This window comes from Pseudomonas sp. ACN5, from assembly GCF_002303975.1.
GTDB classification, from domain to species: Bacteria; Pseudomonadota; Gammaproteobacteria; order Pseudomonadales; family Pseudomonadaceae; genus Aquipseudomonas; species Aquipseudomonas laurylsulfatiphila.
Window position 1 is genome coordinate 64,367 of sequence record NZ_MRCP01000017.1, and the last position, 13,771, is coordinate 78,137.

Annotated in this window: 10 protein-coding genes; 8 read left to right on the forward strand and 2 right to left on the reverse strand. The window is 63.4% G+C overall.

What is annotated here, in order from left to right:
- Positions 1-1,035: 1,035 nt before the first annotated feature.
- From BSF40_RS25980 to BSF40_RS26005, 6 genes are all read left to right on the forward strand, one after another.
- Complete coding sequence (locus BSF40_RS25980) at positions 1,036-1,551, forward strand: flavin reductase family protein (protein WP_015094274.1); 516 nt, start codon at positions 1,036-1,038, stop codon at positions 1,549-1,551.
- Positions 1,552-1,560: 9 nt separating this feature from the next.
- Complete coding sequence (locus BSF40_RS25985; protein ID WP_095967408.1) at positions 1,561-3,240, forward strand: FAD-binding protein; 1,680 nt, start codon at positions 1,561-1,563, stop codon at positions 3,238-3,240.
- Positions 3,228-3,983 carry a glucose 1-dehydrogenase gene (locus BSF40_RS25990; protein ID WP_095967409.1) on the forward strand — a complete coding sequence of 252 codons (756 nt, stop codon included), beginning with the start codon at positions 3,228-3,230 and terminating at the stop codon, positions 3,981-3,983. Before BSF40_RS25985 ends, BSF40_RS25990 begins: the two co-directional genes overlap by 13 nt.
- Positions 3,984-3,996: 13 nt before the next feature.
- Positions 3,997-5,079: a ferredoxin--NADP reductase gene (locus BSF40_RS25995; protein ID WP_095967410.1), complete on the forward strand. Its 1,083-nt coding sequence runs from the start codon at positions 3,997-3,999 to the stop codon at positions 5,077-5,079.
- 237 nt (positions 5,080-5,316) lie between these two features.
- A complete protein-coding gene (locus tag BSF40_RS26000; RefSeq protein ID WP_095967411.1) occupies positions 5,317-6,063 on the forward strand; it encodes an SDR family NAD(P)-dependent oxidoreductase in 747 nt (248 codons plus the stop codon).
- Between the two features lie 72 nt (positions 6,064-6,135).
- The gene (locus tag BSF40_RS26005) at positions 6,136-7,716 is read left to right on the forward strand and encodes a FadD3 family acyl-CoA ligase (protein WP_095967412.1); all 1,581 of its coding nucleotides are present in this window, start codon (positions 6,136-6,138) and stop codon (positions 7,714-7,716) included.
- A gap of 152 nt (positions 7,717-7,868) precedes the next feature.
- Here BSF40_RS26005 and BSF40_RS26010 read toward each other — a convergent pair whose 3' ends face one another.
- Together BSF40_RS26010 and BSF40_RS26015 are read right to left on the reverse strand one after the other, a co-directional pair.
- Positions 7,869-8,747, reverse strand: a complete 879-nt coding sequence (locus BSF40_RS26010) for an SDR family NAD(P)-dependent oxidoreductase (protein ID WP_095967413.1) — start codon at positions 8,745-8,747, stop codon at positions 7,869-7,871.
- Complete coding sequence (locus BSF40_RS26015; protein WP_095967414.1) at positions 8,744-10,486, reverse strand: FAD-dependent oxidoreductase; 1,743 nt, start codon at positions 10,484-10,486, stop codon at positions 8,744-8,746. The genes BSF40_RS26010 and BSF40_RS26015 overlap by 4 nt, the downstream gene beginning before the upstream one ends.
- Positions 10,487-10,810: 324 nt before the next feature.
- Between BSF40_RS26015 and BSF40_RS26020 the strand changes: the two genes are divergently transcribed.
- Both BSF40_RS26020 and BSF40_RS26025 read left to right on the forward strand, forming a co-directional pair.
- A complete protein-coding gene (locus BSF40_RS26020) occupies positions 10,811-12,328 on the forward strand; it encodes a DUF1302 domain-containing protein (protein ID WP_371918126.1) in 1,518 nt (505 codons plus the stop codon).
- A 23-nt stretch (positions 12,329-12,351) separates the two neighbouring features.
- Complete coding sequence (locus tag BSF40_RS26025; protein ID WP_095967416.1) at positions 12,352-13,731, forward strand: DUF1329 domain-containing protein; 1,380 nt, start codon at positions 12,352-12,354, stop codon at positions 13,729-13,731.
- Positions 13,732-13,771: the final 40 nt, after the last annotated feature.

Sequence of the window (13,771 nt, forward strand, 5' to 3'; positions counted from 1 at the left end):
CCGCCGGGGCGCGCGTGCAACGGGGCGGGTGTAGTGCCCCTACGCTCGCATTCAAACAATGCGCAAAGCGGCGGGCATCCCTCAAACGGACCATGTGGGATAGCGGGATGGGTATCAGGGGGTGTATCTGAAAGGGATGTGTTGCTTGGCAGGCGATATGGATTTTTGAGGGTGTACATATCCGTTGCTGCGGTAACGGCCTCTGGCGGTTCCGCTCTTACAGCGGGTCACTTTGAAAAGCGCAAAGTAACCAAACGCTCTTGCCCCTGACATTCGGTGCCTCGCCGTGGCTCGGCATGCCCTCACTCCGGTCCTGCTCCGTGGGCCCGCCGCCATCGCGAGCAAGCTCGCTCCTACAGTATTTACGGCGAACACCAATTATTCGAACCACACCAAACCTGTGGGAGCGGGCTTGCCCGCGAAGAGGCCGGCACATCTGACATTGATGCTGGCTGACAGACCGCCATCGTACATCCGCCAGATTCAGGTCGGCTGTCAGGCCGCCTTCGCGAGCAAGCTCGCTCCCACAGAAGAGCAAAAGCAGAGCAGCCCACACCGCGCCGCTTCTCACCACTCATCAGGCCGAGCGTTAGCTCGCCTGCAGCTTGTGATCTTGATCCACCCGCCCCCTCGGCAGGCTGAGCGCAGGTGTTCATCCGGGGATGGGCGCGCAGCGCCGTTCGACGCAGTCGAACTCATTGCATGTAGGTCGAAGCGAAGCCGACCGGAGGGCAATGCCCCCGGATGAATACCGGAGCGAAGGAACCCCGAGCCTCAGCGAGGGGCCGTACGTAAGGGGCGAGACCTTTTGGTTACTTTTGGCTGGGCCGGCACTCCGGGCGTTTGCCAAAAGTGACCCGCTGTAAGAGCGGAACCATAAGCCGCCGTTACCGCAGCAACGGATATGTACTCAATCAACCAAGAGCCTGGTCGGCCCAGAGGCCGCCAAGGCCTAGTCCCCTCGGACGATGCTTCAGACCAGAGCCAGAGCAAGAATCCATCGCACTCCACCCCCAACAAAAAAGGCCCAGTGCGATGAACGACGCCAATCTCAAAGCCGACATGCTCCAGGCCATGCGCCGCCTGGCCAAGTCCGTCACCATTATCAGCACCAGCAACGGCTCCGAACGCTTCGCCATGGCCGCCACTGCGGTCGACTCCCTGAGCACCGAACCGCCATCGCTGCTGATCTGCGTGAACAAGACCGCCTCGCCCCACGCCGCACTGGCGACCGGCGCCGACTTCTGCGTGAACATCCTCGGTGTCGACCAACAAGACCTGGCCAACCTGTGCAGCGGCGCGATCAAGGGCGAAGCACGCTTCGACCGTGGCAACTGGCTGACCAGCCCGGGCGGCATTCCTTACCTGGGTGACGCACAATCGGCGATCCTCTGCCGCCAGGACGGCCACTTCAGCTACGGCACCCACACCGTGTTCATCGGACGCATCCTGCAGATCCACACCACTGATGCCATCACCCCGCTGGTCTACCTTGACGGCAGCTACACCACCACCGCCAAACCCGCACCTTCACTCGCAGCCGCTGGCTGAGGCCCGAACATGGACAGCCTGAACCGGTTGACGGCGTTGCGAGTGAACAGCGCCGACCCGTTGCCATGGGATGACCGCTGCGACTTGCTGATCGTCGGGTTTGGCGGAGCTGGCGCCTGTGCCGCCATCGAAGCCAGCACTCGCGGCCTGTCGGTGCTCGCACTGGATCGCTTCGAAGGCGGCGGCGCCACGGCACTCAGCGGTGGCGTGGTCTATGCTGGTGGTGGCACGCCGTATCAGCACCAGGCTGGCTATGAAGACACCAGCGAGGCCATGTTCAACTACCTGCGCCAGGAAGTCGGCGAAGCCGTCAGCCACGAGACATTGCGGGCGTTCTGCGAAGGCAGCCGTGAACAACTGGCCTGGCTGGAACGACAAGGCGCGGCCTTCGAAGCCAGCGTGCCGCCGCACAAAACCTCGTACCCGAGTGACCAGTACTACCTTTATTACTCGGGCAACGAAGCCGTGCCGACCTATGCCGCCAGCGCCAAACCAGCGCCCCGCGGTCACCGCACCAAAGGCCCCGGCATGTCCGGCGCCAGTCTGTTCGCCCCGCTCAAGGCCAGCGCCTTGCGCCACGGCGCACGCCTGCGCAGCCAGTACGAAGTACGGCGGCTGGTGCTAGACCTCGACGACAAGGTCCTCGGCGTCGAAGCCTGGCAGTTGCCGTCGGGTAGTCGCGCTGCCAAACAACATGCGCGCCTGTCGCGCTGGGCCGCGGCCATTCATATGTACGCTCCGGCCTTGGCCGACCGCTTGCGCGCCCGTCAGCGTCGCATCGAACAGACCAGCGCCATCCGCCAATTGATTCGCGCCGAACAGGCAGTGCTGTTGAGCAGTGGCGGCTTTATTTTCAATCGTGATCTGGTGCGCCAACACGCGCCGCAGTACCTGGCCGGTCTGCCGCTGGGCGCCACCGGGTGCAACGGCAGCGGCATCGCCCTGGGCCAGAGCGCCGGGGCCAGCGTGGCACGGATGGACAAGATCAGCGCCTGGCGTTTCATCAATCCGCCGCTGGCCTGGGCCCGCGGGCTGATCGTCAATGCCCGCGGACAACGTTACGCCAACGAAGAAATCTATGGCGCGACCCTCGGCCACGCCATGGTCGAAGAACAGGATGGCCGCGCCATTCTGGTGCTCAACCGTGCGCTGGTAGGTGAGGCATTGAGTCAGGTCGGTCCCGGCAAGGTGTGGAATTTCCAGCGCCTGCCGGTGCTGCTCAACCTGCTGTTCAACGCCAAACGCAGCACCAGCCTGGCCGGGTTGGCCAAGCGCTGCCATCTGCCGCCGGAACTGCTGCGCCAGAGTGTCGAACGCTATTCCCGCGCGGCACGGGGCGAGGTCGCCGACGAGTTCGGCAAGTCCGCGGCGATGCTCGCCAACCTCGACCAGGGCCCGTGGTACGCCCTCGACCTGTCTTTCGACAGCAAACTCTTCCCGTGCCCGGTCATCACCCTGGGCGGGTTGAAAGTCTGCGAGGCCAGCGGTCGGGTGCTGGACCCTGCCGGCCAGCCCATAAACGGCCTGTACAGCGCCGGCCGCAATGCGGTCGGGGTCGCCTCCAACCTGTATGTCTCCGGCCTGTCACTGGCCGACTGCATCTACTCCGGTCGCCGGGCTGCCGCCCACGTGGCCGACCAATTCGCACTTCAAACCGCACGATCAGGAGAACAACAATGCAACGTGTAGAAGGCAAAGTCTGCATCATCACCGGCGCCGCTAGCGGCATTGGTCGCGAAGACGCCCTGCTGCTGGCCCGCGAAGGCGCCAAAGTGGTACTGACCGACCTCAACGAAGAAGCCGGTCGTCAGGCGGCCGTGGAAATCGGCGCCAACGCGCTGTTCATCCGCCACGACATCGCCAGCGAAAGCGACTGGCAACACGTGGTCAAGACCACCGTCGAACACTTCGGCCGCCTCGACGTACTGGTCAACAACGCCGCGATCCTGGCCCTGGGCAGCATCGAAGACACCACCCTGGAGCTGTGGCAGAAGGTGCAGAAGATCAACGGCGACGGCTACTTCCTCGGTTGCAAGTACGCCATCCAGGCGATGAAGGAAAGCGGTGGCGGCTCGATCATCAACATGTCGTCGGTCGCGGCCCTGGGCGCCATGCCGATGTTCTGCGCTTACTCGGCGTCCAAAGGCGCGGTGGCGGCGATGACCCGTTCCATCGCCCTTCACTGCAAGCAGCAGGGCTACCGCATCCGCTGCAACAGCGTGCACCCCGATGGCGTGAACACACCGATGACCCAGGCCCTGGCCGGGGGTCAGCCGATCCCGCAGGAAGCGCTGGACCAGGACCCGATGAACCGCATGGCGGCACCACGGGACATTGCCAACGTGGTGCTGTTCCTCGCCACCGACGAGTCGCGGTTCGTCAACGGTGCCGAGATCCGCGTCGACAACGCCCAACTGATCAGCGGGCTCTGAGGTCGAGGTGAACATGGGCACGCAACAACAGAACCTGACCCCGGCCGAACACACGACGGCAAGCGTCTCATTGCAAGTGTGCGCGGTGATCGACGAGACCGCTGACGCGCGCTCGCTGGTGCTGGACGTACCGCCAACCCTGCGTGAGCGCTTTCGCTACAAACCGGGCCAGTTCCTGAGTTTTCGCGTGCCCTTCGCCGGCAAACTGTTGACCCGCTGCTACTCCATGGCCAGCTCGCCCCTCGCGGACGCGCTGCCCAAGGTCACGGTGAAACGGGTTGACGGTGGCCGGGTGTCGAACTGGATGAACGAAGTGCAGGTCGGCGACTGGCTGGAAGTATTGCCACCGGCCGGGCATTTCTGCCTGGACCCGCAGGCGGACACCGAAAAGCCCCTGGTCCTGTTCGGGGGCGGTTCGGGCATCACCCCGGTGTTTTCCATTCTCAAATCAGTGCTCCATGGCAGCCGGCGGCCGATCAAGTTGATCTACGCCAACCGCGATGAGGCGTCGGTGATTTTCAAGGACGAGCTGTGCCAGCTGATCAAGGCGCATCCTGATCAACTGCACGTGGTGCACGTCCTCGATTCGGTGCAGGGCTTCCTGACGGACCATCAGGTCCGTCATCTGCTGCGCGGATCGGCCGGCGGCGACTACTTCATCTGCGGGCCGGGCCCCTTCATGGACACCGTGGAGCGCACGCTGCTGGCACTGGGCGAAGCGGCCGAACGCATTCATGTCGAACGTTTCGTCTCGCCACCGGACCCCGATGAACTGCTGGCCGAAGAAACGCTGGCACGAGCGGCGGCCATGGATTCGCAATGTGAAGCGCTGATCGTCGAGCTCGACGGCCAGCAACACGAAATTGCCTGTAAACCCGGCGACACCTTGCTGCAAAGTTGCAAAGCGGCTGGCCTCGACGTGCCATCCTCCTGTGAAGAAGGTTTTTGCGGGGCCTGCATGTGCGTGGTCAAGGAAGGCCAGACCCAACTGGCGCACAACGACGTGCTGACCCCCAAGGAACTCGCCGACGGCTGGACGCTGGCCTGCCAGAGCCGCCCGACGGGTGCCCGGGTACACCTGAAATTCCCGGATTGATGGTACGTTCCTACAGCGAAATCCAATCAATTGTGGGAGCGGGCTTGCTCGCGAAGACGGCGTGTCAGACAACGATGATGTCGAGGCTGCCGCCCCCTTCGCGAGCAAGCCCGCTCCCACAGTGGAAATGTGCACGACGGGAGATCTATTGCTTAGTCTCAACGGACGATCACTCAGGCCCGGTCTGCAGTTAGACTCGGCCACAGCATTAGCCCACAACAATAAAGAGGTGCAGTTATGGCTCGTTTGCAGAACAAGGTCGCGGTGGTCACCGGTGGCGCTTCGGGGATCGGTCTGGCCTGCGTGCGCCGTTTCGCCGCCGAAGGCGCGCAAGTGGTCGGGCTGGACATCGGCAGCGCACCGGCGGATTTCCCCGGCCTGTTCATGACTCTCGACGTGCGCGACGAAGCGCAGGTGCAGCAGGTCATGCAAGACGTCATCAGCCGCTTCGGGCGCATCGATATTCTGGTCAACGCCGCCGGCGTCGCCGACCAGGGCAGCGTGACCCAGACCACCACCGCCAACTGGCAACGGGTGATGGACATCAACCTCACCGGCAGCATGCTCACCAGCAAATACGCGCTGGCGTCGATGGTGGAGCAGCGTGGTGGTTCGATCATCAACGTCGGTTCGATCTTCGGCCTGCAAGGCTGCGACGGCAACGTGGCCTACAACGTGTCCAAGGGCGGCATCAACCAGCTGACCCGCTCGATGGCCATCGACTACGGCTACGCCAACATTCGCGTCAACGGCCTGTGCCCGGGCCTGATCGAAACGCCGATGACCAGCATGGTCCGTGACAACGATGCGTTCCACGCCTTCTTCGCCTCGCAGCACATGCTCAGCCGCTCCGGGCAACCGGAAGAAGTGGCCAACGTCGCGCTGTTCCTGGCCTCGGACGAAGCGTCCTTTGTCAGCGGCCAGATGATCGCCGTGGACGGTGGTTTCTCCGCCGGTCGCCGTTTCGCCCCGCCCGCCCAGTAATTCGTTATCCGGCCGGGCGCCCTGCCTGGCCTACTCCCTTTTTCGCAACTGTCTTCTAACCGGGGAGGCCCCATGCCGCCTGTCGCCACCGCACTGACCATCGCTCAACTGTTCGCCAACGCTGCCCAGGCCTACGGCGACCGCCCGGCCATCGAGGACGCGGGCCACGTCATCAGCTACCGACAACTCGACCAGTTGCGCCGCCAGGCTGCCCGCGCCCTGCTGGCCCTCGACGTACAGGCCGGGGACCGCGTGGCGATCTGGGCGCCCAACGTGTGGGAATGGATCGTCGCCGCCGGCGCCCTGCAAAGTGTCGGCGCCGCCCTGGTACCGCTCAATACCCGGATGAAGGGCAGCGAAGCCGGCTACATCCTGCGCGAAAGCGGCACCTGCGTGCTGTTTGCCATCGGCGAATTCCTGGGCGCGGACTACCCCGGCATGCTGGTGTCGGAAGACCTGCCTGAGCTGCGCCACATCGTCAGCCTGCGCGGCGCCAATCCGGGCACCCTGGCCTGGGAGCGCTTTATGGATCTGGCGGCCGACGTGCCGCAACTGGCCCTGCGCACCCGCGAGCAAAGCGTTGGCCCACAAGCCTTGTCCGACGTGCTGTTCACCTCGGGCACCACCGGCAAGCCCAAAGGTGTGATGACCAGCCACGGCCAGAACCTGCGCATCGTGCGCGACTGGAGCGACATCGTCGGGTTGCGCGAAAGCGATCGCTACCTGATCGTCAATCCGTTCTTCCACTCTTTCGGCTACAAGGCCGGCTGGCTGGCCGCATTGATGCGTGGCTGCACCCTCCTGCCGCAGCAAGTGTTCGACGTACAGGCCGTACTCGAATGCGTGCAGCACGAACGCATCACCGTGTTGCCCGGGCCGCCGACGCTGTATCAATCGTTGCTGGCCCATCCGCAACGCAGCGAGTTCGACCTGGGCTCATTGCGGGTAGCGGTAACCGGCGCGGCGGCGATTCCCGTGGAGATGGTCCACCGCATGCGCGACGAACTAGGGTTCGCCACCATCGTCACCGCGTATGGCCTGACGGAAGTCTGCGGTTTCGCCACGATCTGCCGCTCCGGTGATTGCGCAGAGATCGTCGCCAACACCAGCGGCCGGGCGATGCCGGGAGTGGAAGTGCGCTGTGTCGGCAACACTGGCCGCAGCCAACCGGCGAACATTCCCGGTGAAGTGCAGATCCGCGGTTACAACCTGATGCAGGGTTACCTCAACAACCCCGAAGCCAGCCAGGAGATTCTCGACGCCGACGGCTGGCTGCACACCGGCGACATCGGCATGCTCGACGAACAGGGTTACCTGCGCATCACCGACCGCCTAAAGGACATGTTTATCACCGGTGGCTTCAACGTGTACCCGGCGGAGATCGAACAGTGTCTGCTGACCTACCCGGGCGTGGCCCAGGCCGCGGTGATCGGCATCCCCGATGAGCGCATGGGTGAGGTGGCGATGGCGTTCCTGTTGCCTGCGCCAGGAATGGAAATCGAGCAGGCGCGGTTCCTCGCCTGGTGCCGCGAGCAGATGGCCAATTACAAGGTACCGCGTCGGGTGCAGGTGCTGCAGAGCATGCCGATCAATGCCGCGGGGAAAGTGACGAAGAATGTGTTGCGTGAGTGGGCATTGCAGCCAGTCAGTTAAGCGTCGGCGATATTTTGATTAATGCCACATTACCTGTGGGAGCGGGCTTGCCCGCGATGGGGGTGTGTCAGTCAACATCAATGTTGAAGCTGACGCCCTCATCGCGGGCAAGCCCGCTCCCACAGGTTTGTGTGTGCCTGACGACTGTGAATTCAGACCACCCGCGCCGGGTGCTGTTGGCGCGGGTCGCCGAGCATGGCGCGATGGGACGGCGGCTGGCGGCCTTCGGCTTCGCTGATGCCGTAGCCGGGAGCGATTTCGGCGGTGATCAAGGTCTGTCCGGACAACGCCATCAACTGCGGATCATTGAGCAAGGCATGAATCACCCGCCCATTGAATTGCGGGGTTTCGGCATGGGCGAGAAACGCCTGGTACTGCTCGCCATGCTGCTCGCCGGCAATCCGGGTGCGCTCGGTCAATTGCGGGCCGAGCCATAGCGACAACGCCGCCACACCCTGCCCTTCAAAATCGATCGCCATGTCTGCCGCCAGCTTGTCGACCCCGGCCTTTTGCGCACCGTATGCCGGACCATGCATGTAGCACCCGGCCCCGAACGACGACGTGAAGCAGATCAGTCCTTGGGCACTTTTGAGCAACAGCGGCGCGGCGTAGTAGCTGGCGATGTAGGCCGAGCGCAGGCCGACGTCGAGAATCCGTACCAGCTCCAGCGGTTTGGCCCAGAACGGCCCCGGTTCGATCAACTGGTCATGGATGAAGGCGGCGTTGTTCACCAGCAAATCCAGGTGCCCGCATTCCTGCTCTACCCTCTCGAACAACGCCCGGACCTGCGCGTCATCGGCGTGGTCACAGACCACCGCGATACCGCGCCCACCGGCGGCGGTGATCGCGGCGGCGGTTTCCTCCAGCGAGCCGTGCAAGGCATGTCCGTACAGATTCGATCCACCCTGCGCCGGGGCGCGGCCAGTGATGTATACGGTCATGCCCGCCGCACCGAGGGCCAGGGCAATACCCTGCCCCACTCCGCGACTGGCACCGGTCACGATAGCGATCTGTTGACGTGGCTGATTCATTCAACGCTCCCGAACAAGGTTTTGGCCGAAGCGGTTTCGCTCTGGCGCTTGATGTGATTGGCGGCCAGGTAGCCGAAGGTCATGGCCGGGCCGATGGTCGAGCCGGCACCTGGATAAGTGCGGCCCATCATCGAGGCGGCGCTGTTGCCGATGGCGTAAAGGCCGTTGATCGGTTGCCCGTCTTCGTGCAACACGCGGGCGTGCACGTCGGTCAGCAGTCCCCCCTTGGTGCCGATGTCGCCGGCGTCGATGCGCACGGCGTAGAACGGCCCCTTGAGCAATGGCGCCAGGCACGGATTGGGTTGCACGTTCGGGTCGCCGTAGTAGCGGTCGAACAATGAGTCGCCCTTGTGGAAATCCTCGTCGACGCCCTGCACGGCCATGCCGTTGAAGCGCTGCACAGTGCGCAGCAGCCCGCCAGCGTCGACGCCGATTTTCGTCGCCAGTTCTTCCAGGTTCGACGCCTTGTGGAAGTAGTCACGCAGATGCTCGGGCAATTGCCAGTCGCGCTGGGCATAGCCCGGCAGCAAGGCACCGCATGGATATTTGCGGCGGAACTCGGCATCGAACACCAGCCAGCACGGCACGCTCGCGGCGCCCTCGCGGTTGTTGGCGTACATCGCATAAACGATATCGGTATAGGGCGCGGCTTCATTGACGAAACGTTCGCCCGCGGCATTGACCATCACGCACCCCGGCAAGGTTCGTTCGACGAACAACGCACGCTGCTTCTCTTCGCCCTTGACGAAAGTGGTCGGCGCCCACCAGCTGTGCTCCATCAACGCGGTCCGCGCGCCGATGGCCTGGCCGGCGCGGATGCCGTCGCCGGTATTGTTCGGCGGCGTGGCACTCCAGTTGGCCCGGGACGGCTGCGGCAGGTACTGCTCGCGCATCGCCTGGTTGCGCTCGAAACCACCGGCGGCAATGATCACCCCGTAGCGCGCCTTGACGTGGAGCAACTGACCGTTGCGATTGACCCGCGCACCGCCAACCCGGTCGCCGACCAACAGCAGTTCTTCGAGTGCACAGTTGAGCCACAGGGATTTGCCGCGATCCTGCAGCGAACAGCGCAAGGCACCGATCAAGGCATTGCCCAGGGTCAGGTAGCGGTCGCGGCGGGACAAGCGCCGCCCCTCGCGGTCACGCCAGTAACGCCACATCACCCGCAGCGTCAGGCGCAACCAACCGGGGCCACGGCAGAGCAGCACTTGCGCCTCTTTCATGGTCATCGCCATGCGCCCCATCATCAGGGTGCCGGGGGAAGGTGCGCGCATGCGCAGGAATTCTTCGCCGAGTTCGGCGGCATCGAAGGGTTGCGGATCCATCGAGCGATAACCTGGTTTGCCACCCGCGACTTCCGGGTAGTAATCGGCGTAGCGAGGTTGCGCCTCGAAGCGCACCCGGGTGTGTTTTTCCAGGTACTCGACCATCTCCCGGCCATGTTCGACATAGGCTTCGATGCGCCCGTCGTCGATCTCGTCATGGGTCACGGCGCGGATGTAGGCAATCGCTTCGGCTGCAGAATCACTGCCGCCGAGCGCATTGATCCGATGGTTGTTGGGGATCCAGATGCCGCCGCCGGACACCGCCGACGTACCGCCGTACTCGTCGCTCTTCTCGATCAGCAGCGCATTCAAGCCCAGGTCGTGGGCACGCAGCGCAGCGGTCATGCCCCCGGCTCCCGAGCCAATCACCAACACATCACAGCACTCGTCCCATTTGATCCCGGCAGCGTTCATGCGATCACCCTTGTTCAGCGCCCTTCAGGCAGAAACCGCCACCGCCGGATCTTCGCCCGGTGCAGTCGGTCTCGGGATTGTTCGCCGCACGCGCCGGGTGTTCATCGTCCGATGGGACTAAGGCTGAGACTGCGACAGCCCCGTACAAATCGCTTAGTCCGCTTGGACGATGTTGCGCGCAAGTCGTGACTCCATAGTCGCCCACAACACCAATCCCCCCTGAAATGCAGGTCGGGCAGGTCTGACCTGGGCCATGAGGACGACATGATAAAAACAATAATCGCCCCACCAACACAGCACCCTCGCACACAGCTTGTTCTATTGATGCTGGCTGGCGGATTAAGCGCTCACGTTAACGCCATGAGCTTTCAGCCAAGCGAAGACTTGAGCATCGACTGGGACACCACACTGACGTACAGCCTCGCCTGGCGGACCGAGTCTCGCGATCACAAACTGACCGCCGATGCCAACGGCAACGACGGCGACAACGCCTTCGACAAAGGCAGCCTGATCAACAACCGCAGCGGCTTTCTCACCGAAGCCAACATCAAGTGGCAAGACAACTACGGCGTGTTCGTCCGGGCGACGGGCTTCTACGACAACGTCTACGATCAGGGCAACGACAACACCACCGGCACCTCGAACTGCTTCGCCGGTGGCCATTGCAGCCAACCCGACCGCTTCTCCCAGGACACCATCGACCAGCACCGCAATGAACTGCGCATGCTCGATTACTACGCCTACGGCACCTGGGACGTCAGCGGCCACGCCCTCAACGCGCGCCTGGGTAATCAGGTGGTGAGCTGGGGTGAAAGCCTGTTCTACCCGGGCATTTCCGCAGCGCAGAGCCCGGTCGACGCGACCAAGGCGACCACCCCGGGCGTCGAGGTCAAGGAAATCCTGCTGCCGGTCGGCCAACTGTTCACCCAGTTCGCCCTGACCGAAAGCCTGGGTGTCCAGGCGTACTACCAATACAAGTGGGAAAAGACCGAGCTGTTCGGCGTGGGTAGCTACTTCTCCACCACCGACTTCATCGATGAGGGCGGCTTCAACGACGCCTCCGGTTTCGTCACCCGCCTCAAGGACGACAAGCCGAGCGACAGCGGCCAGTACGGTCTGGCCTTCACCTACGCCGCCGAGTCGTTGAACAACACCGAGTTCGGCCTCTACTACTCGCGCTATCACGACAAGACCCCGTCACTGGACTTCGCCTCGACCCTGGGCCGCTACCAGGTGCGCTATTTCGACAACATCGACCTGTTCGGCGCGAGCTTCGCCACCGTGCTGGGCGACGTCAGCTGGGCCGGTGAAGTCAGCTACCGCGACGGCACGCCAGTGATGGTCGACAACGGTTTCTCCAGCCCCGTGCGTGGCAAGACCGTGCAGGCGCAAACGTCGATGATCTACGTGCTCGGCCCAACCTCCTTCGCCGACAACACCACCCTGACCGGTGAGCTGGTCTACAACACCGTGGTCAGCAACGACAAGTCGCAGCCGGTGACCCTGGCGCCGGGCTTCGCGCTGCCGGGAACCGACAGCCTGGTCTATGACCGCGATGCCTGGGGCTACACGGTGCAGGCGAACTTTGACTACAACGACGTGTTCAGCGGATGGGACATGTCGGTGCCTGTCACCTTCAGCGCCGCCGCCCACGGCGACAGTTCGATGGTCGGCTCGATCAACGCCGGCCAGAACGATAACCGCGCCAGCATCGGCAGTTCGTGGCGCTACCTGGGCAACTTCACCGTCGAGGCCCGCTACAACGCCTACCTCGGCAACGCCAACAACAGCCCGTTGGCCGACCGCGACAACGTCGCGCTCAACTTCAAGTACCGGTTCTGATTCCCCTTTCGGAGGAGCACAGCATGTCCAGATTCACCCAAACATTATTGAGCACGGCGCTGACCGTCAGCCTGCTCGGCAGTGGCCTGGCCTACGCCAAGGTCAACCCCGAAGAAGCCGCCCGCCTGGGCCAGGACCTGACCCCGATGGGTGCCGAAAAAGCCGGCAACGCCGACGGCAGCATCCCGGCCTGGACCGGCAAATGGCGCGGCCTGCCACCCGGCCTCAAATACGCTGGCCCGGGCACGCCGTACCCGGACCCGTACGCCGCGGAAAAACCGTTGTTCGTGATCGATTCGAAGAACATGGACAAGTACGCCGACAACCTGAGCGATGGCCAGAAAGCGTTGCTCAAGCGTTACCCTGACACGTTCAAGATCCCGGTGTACCCGAGCCACCGCGACTTCCGCCTGGATCAGCGCCTGGAAGACCAGGTCAAGAAAAACGCCGTCACCGCCGAACTCGACAATGACAACAACGACACGAAAAACGCCTGGGGTGCCTCGCCGTTCCCGATCCCGAAGAACGGCAGCGAGTTGATGTTCAACCATACCTTGCAGGGGCGCGCCAGCACTGAAGAGGCCGTCTACGGCCAGGCGGTGGTGTACTCCAACAAGGAAAAGGTACTGGAAGAGGTCGACTACAAGATCTTCTCGATCTGGTCGAGCCCGGACAAAGCCCTGGATACCGCCAACGGTGTATTCACCCACTTCCTGATCACCACCCTGGAGCCGGTGCGCAAGAAAGGCGAGATCGTGGTCGGCCACGAGTTCATCAACCCGACCGCCTCCCCGCGCCAGGCCTGGCAGTACAGCCCGGGCCAACGCCGGGTCCGTCGCGCACCGACCGTGGGCTACGACTCGCCGACCGGCGCGGGAGGTTTCCGCGTGTACGACGAAGACCGTTTGTTCAACGGTGCGCCGGACCGCTACAACTGGACCATCGTCGGCAAGAAAGAGATCTACATCCCGTACCACAACTACAAGATCGACGACCCGAGCGTAACGGTCGACCAGATCCTGGACACCACCGGTCACGTCGATCCGCAGTACATGCGCTACGAGAAACACCGCGTCTGGGTGTTGCAGGCCAACCTCAAGGAAGGTGCCCGCCACGTATACGCCAAGCGCGTACTGTACCTCGACGAGGACACCTGGTCGGCAACCATGGCCGACAACTACGACAGCCGTGGCCAGTTGTGGCGCACTAACATGCAGACCTCGATCTACGCCTACGAGATGCAGCGCTACCACGCTCGCCTCGGCATCTACCACGACCTGATCGCCGGCTCCTACCTGGTTGACCGCATGCTGGTCGATCAGAAACCGGCCAAGCTCAACGCCACCGCCTTCACCGAAGACGAATTCACCCCTGGCAACCTGCGCAAACTCGGCACCCGCTAAACTCACCGCGCCCCGACCGATTTCTTCGGTCGGGGCGTTG

Excerpts from the sequence above, each read along its gene's own strand:
- BSF40_RS25980 (WP_015094274.1), top strand. The coding sequence starts at position 1,036 with ATGAACGACGCCAATCTCAAAGCCGACATGCTCCAGGCCATGCGCCGC.
- BSF40_RS25985 (WP_095967408.1), top strand. The coding sequence starts at position 1,561 with ATGGACAGCCTGAACCGGTTGACGGCGTTGCGAGTGAACAGCGCCGAC.
- BSF40_RS25990 (WP_095967409.1), top strand. The coding sequence starts at position 3,228 with ATGCAACGTGTAGAAGGCAAAGTCTGCATCATCACCGGCGCCGCTAGC.
- BSF40_RS25995 (WP_095967410.1), top strand. The coding sequence starts at position 3,997 with ATGGGCACGCAACAACAGAACCTGACCCCGGCCGAACACACGACGGCA.
- BSF40_RS26000 (WP_095967411.1), top strand. The coding sequence starts at position 5,317 with ATGGCTCGTTTGCAGAACAAGGTCGCGGTGGTCACCGGTGGCGCTTCG.
- BSF40_RS26005 (WP_095967412.1), top strand. The coding sequence starts at position 6,136 with ATGCCGCCTGTCGCCACCGCACTGACCATCGCTCAACTGTTCGCCAAC.
- BSF40_RS26010 (WP_095967413.1), bottom strand. The coding sequence starts at position 8,747 with ATGAATCAGCCACGTCAACAGATCGCTATCGTGACCGGTGCCAGTCGC.
- BSF40_RS26015 (WP_095967414.1), bottom strand. The coding sequence starts at position 10,486 with ATGAACGCTGCCGGGATCAAATGGGACGAGTGCTGTGATGTGTTGGTG.
- BSF40_RS26020 (WP_371918126.1), top strand. The coding sequence starts at position 10,811 with ATGCTGGCTGGCGGATTAAGCGCTCACGTTAACGCCATGAGCTTTCAG.
- BSF40_RS26025 (WP_095967416.1), top strand. The coding sequence starts at position 12,352 with ATGTCCAGATTCACCCAAACATTATTGAGCACGGCGCTGACCGTCAGC.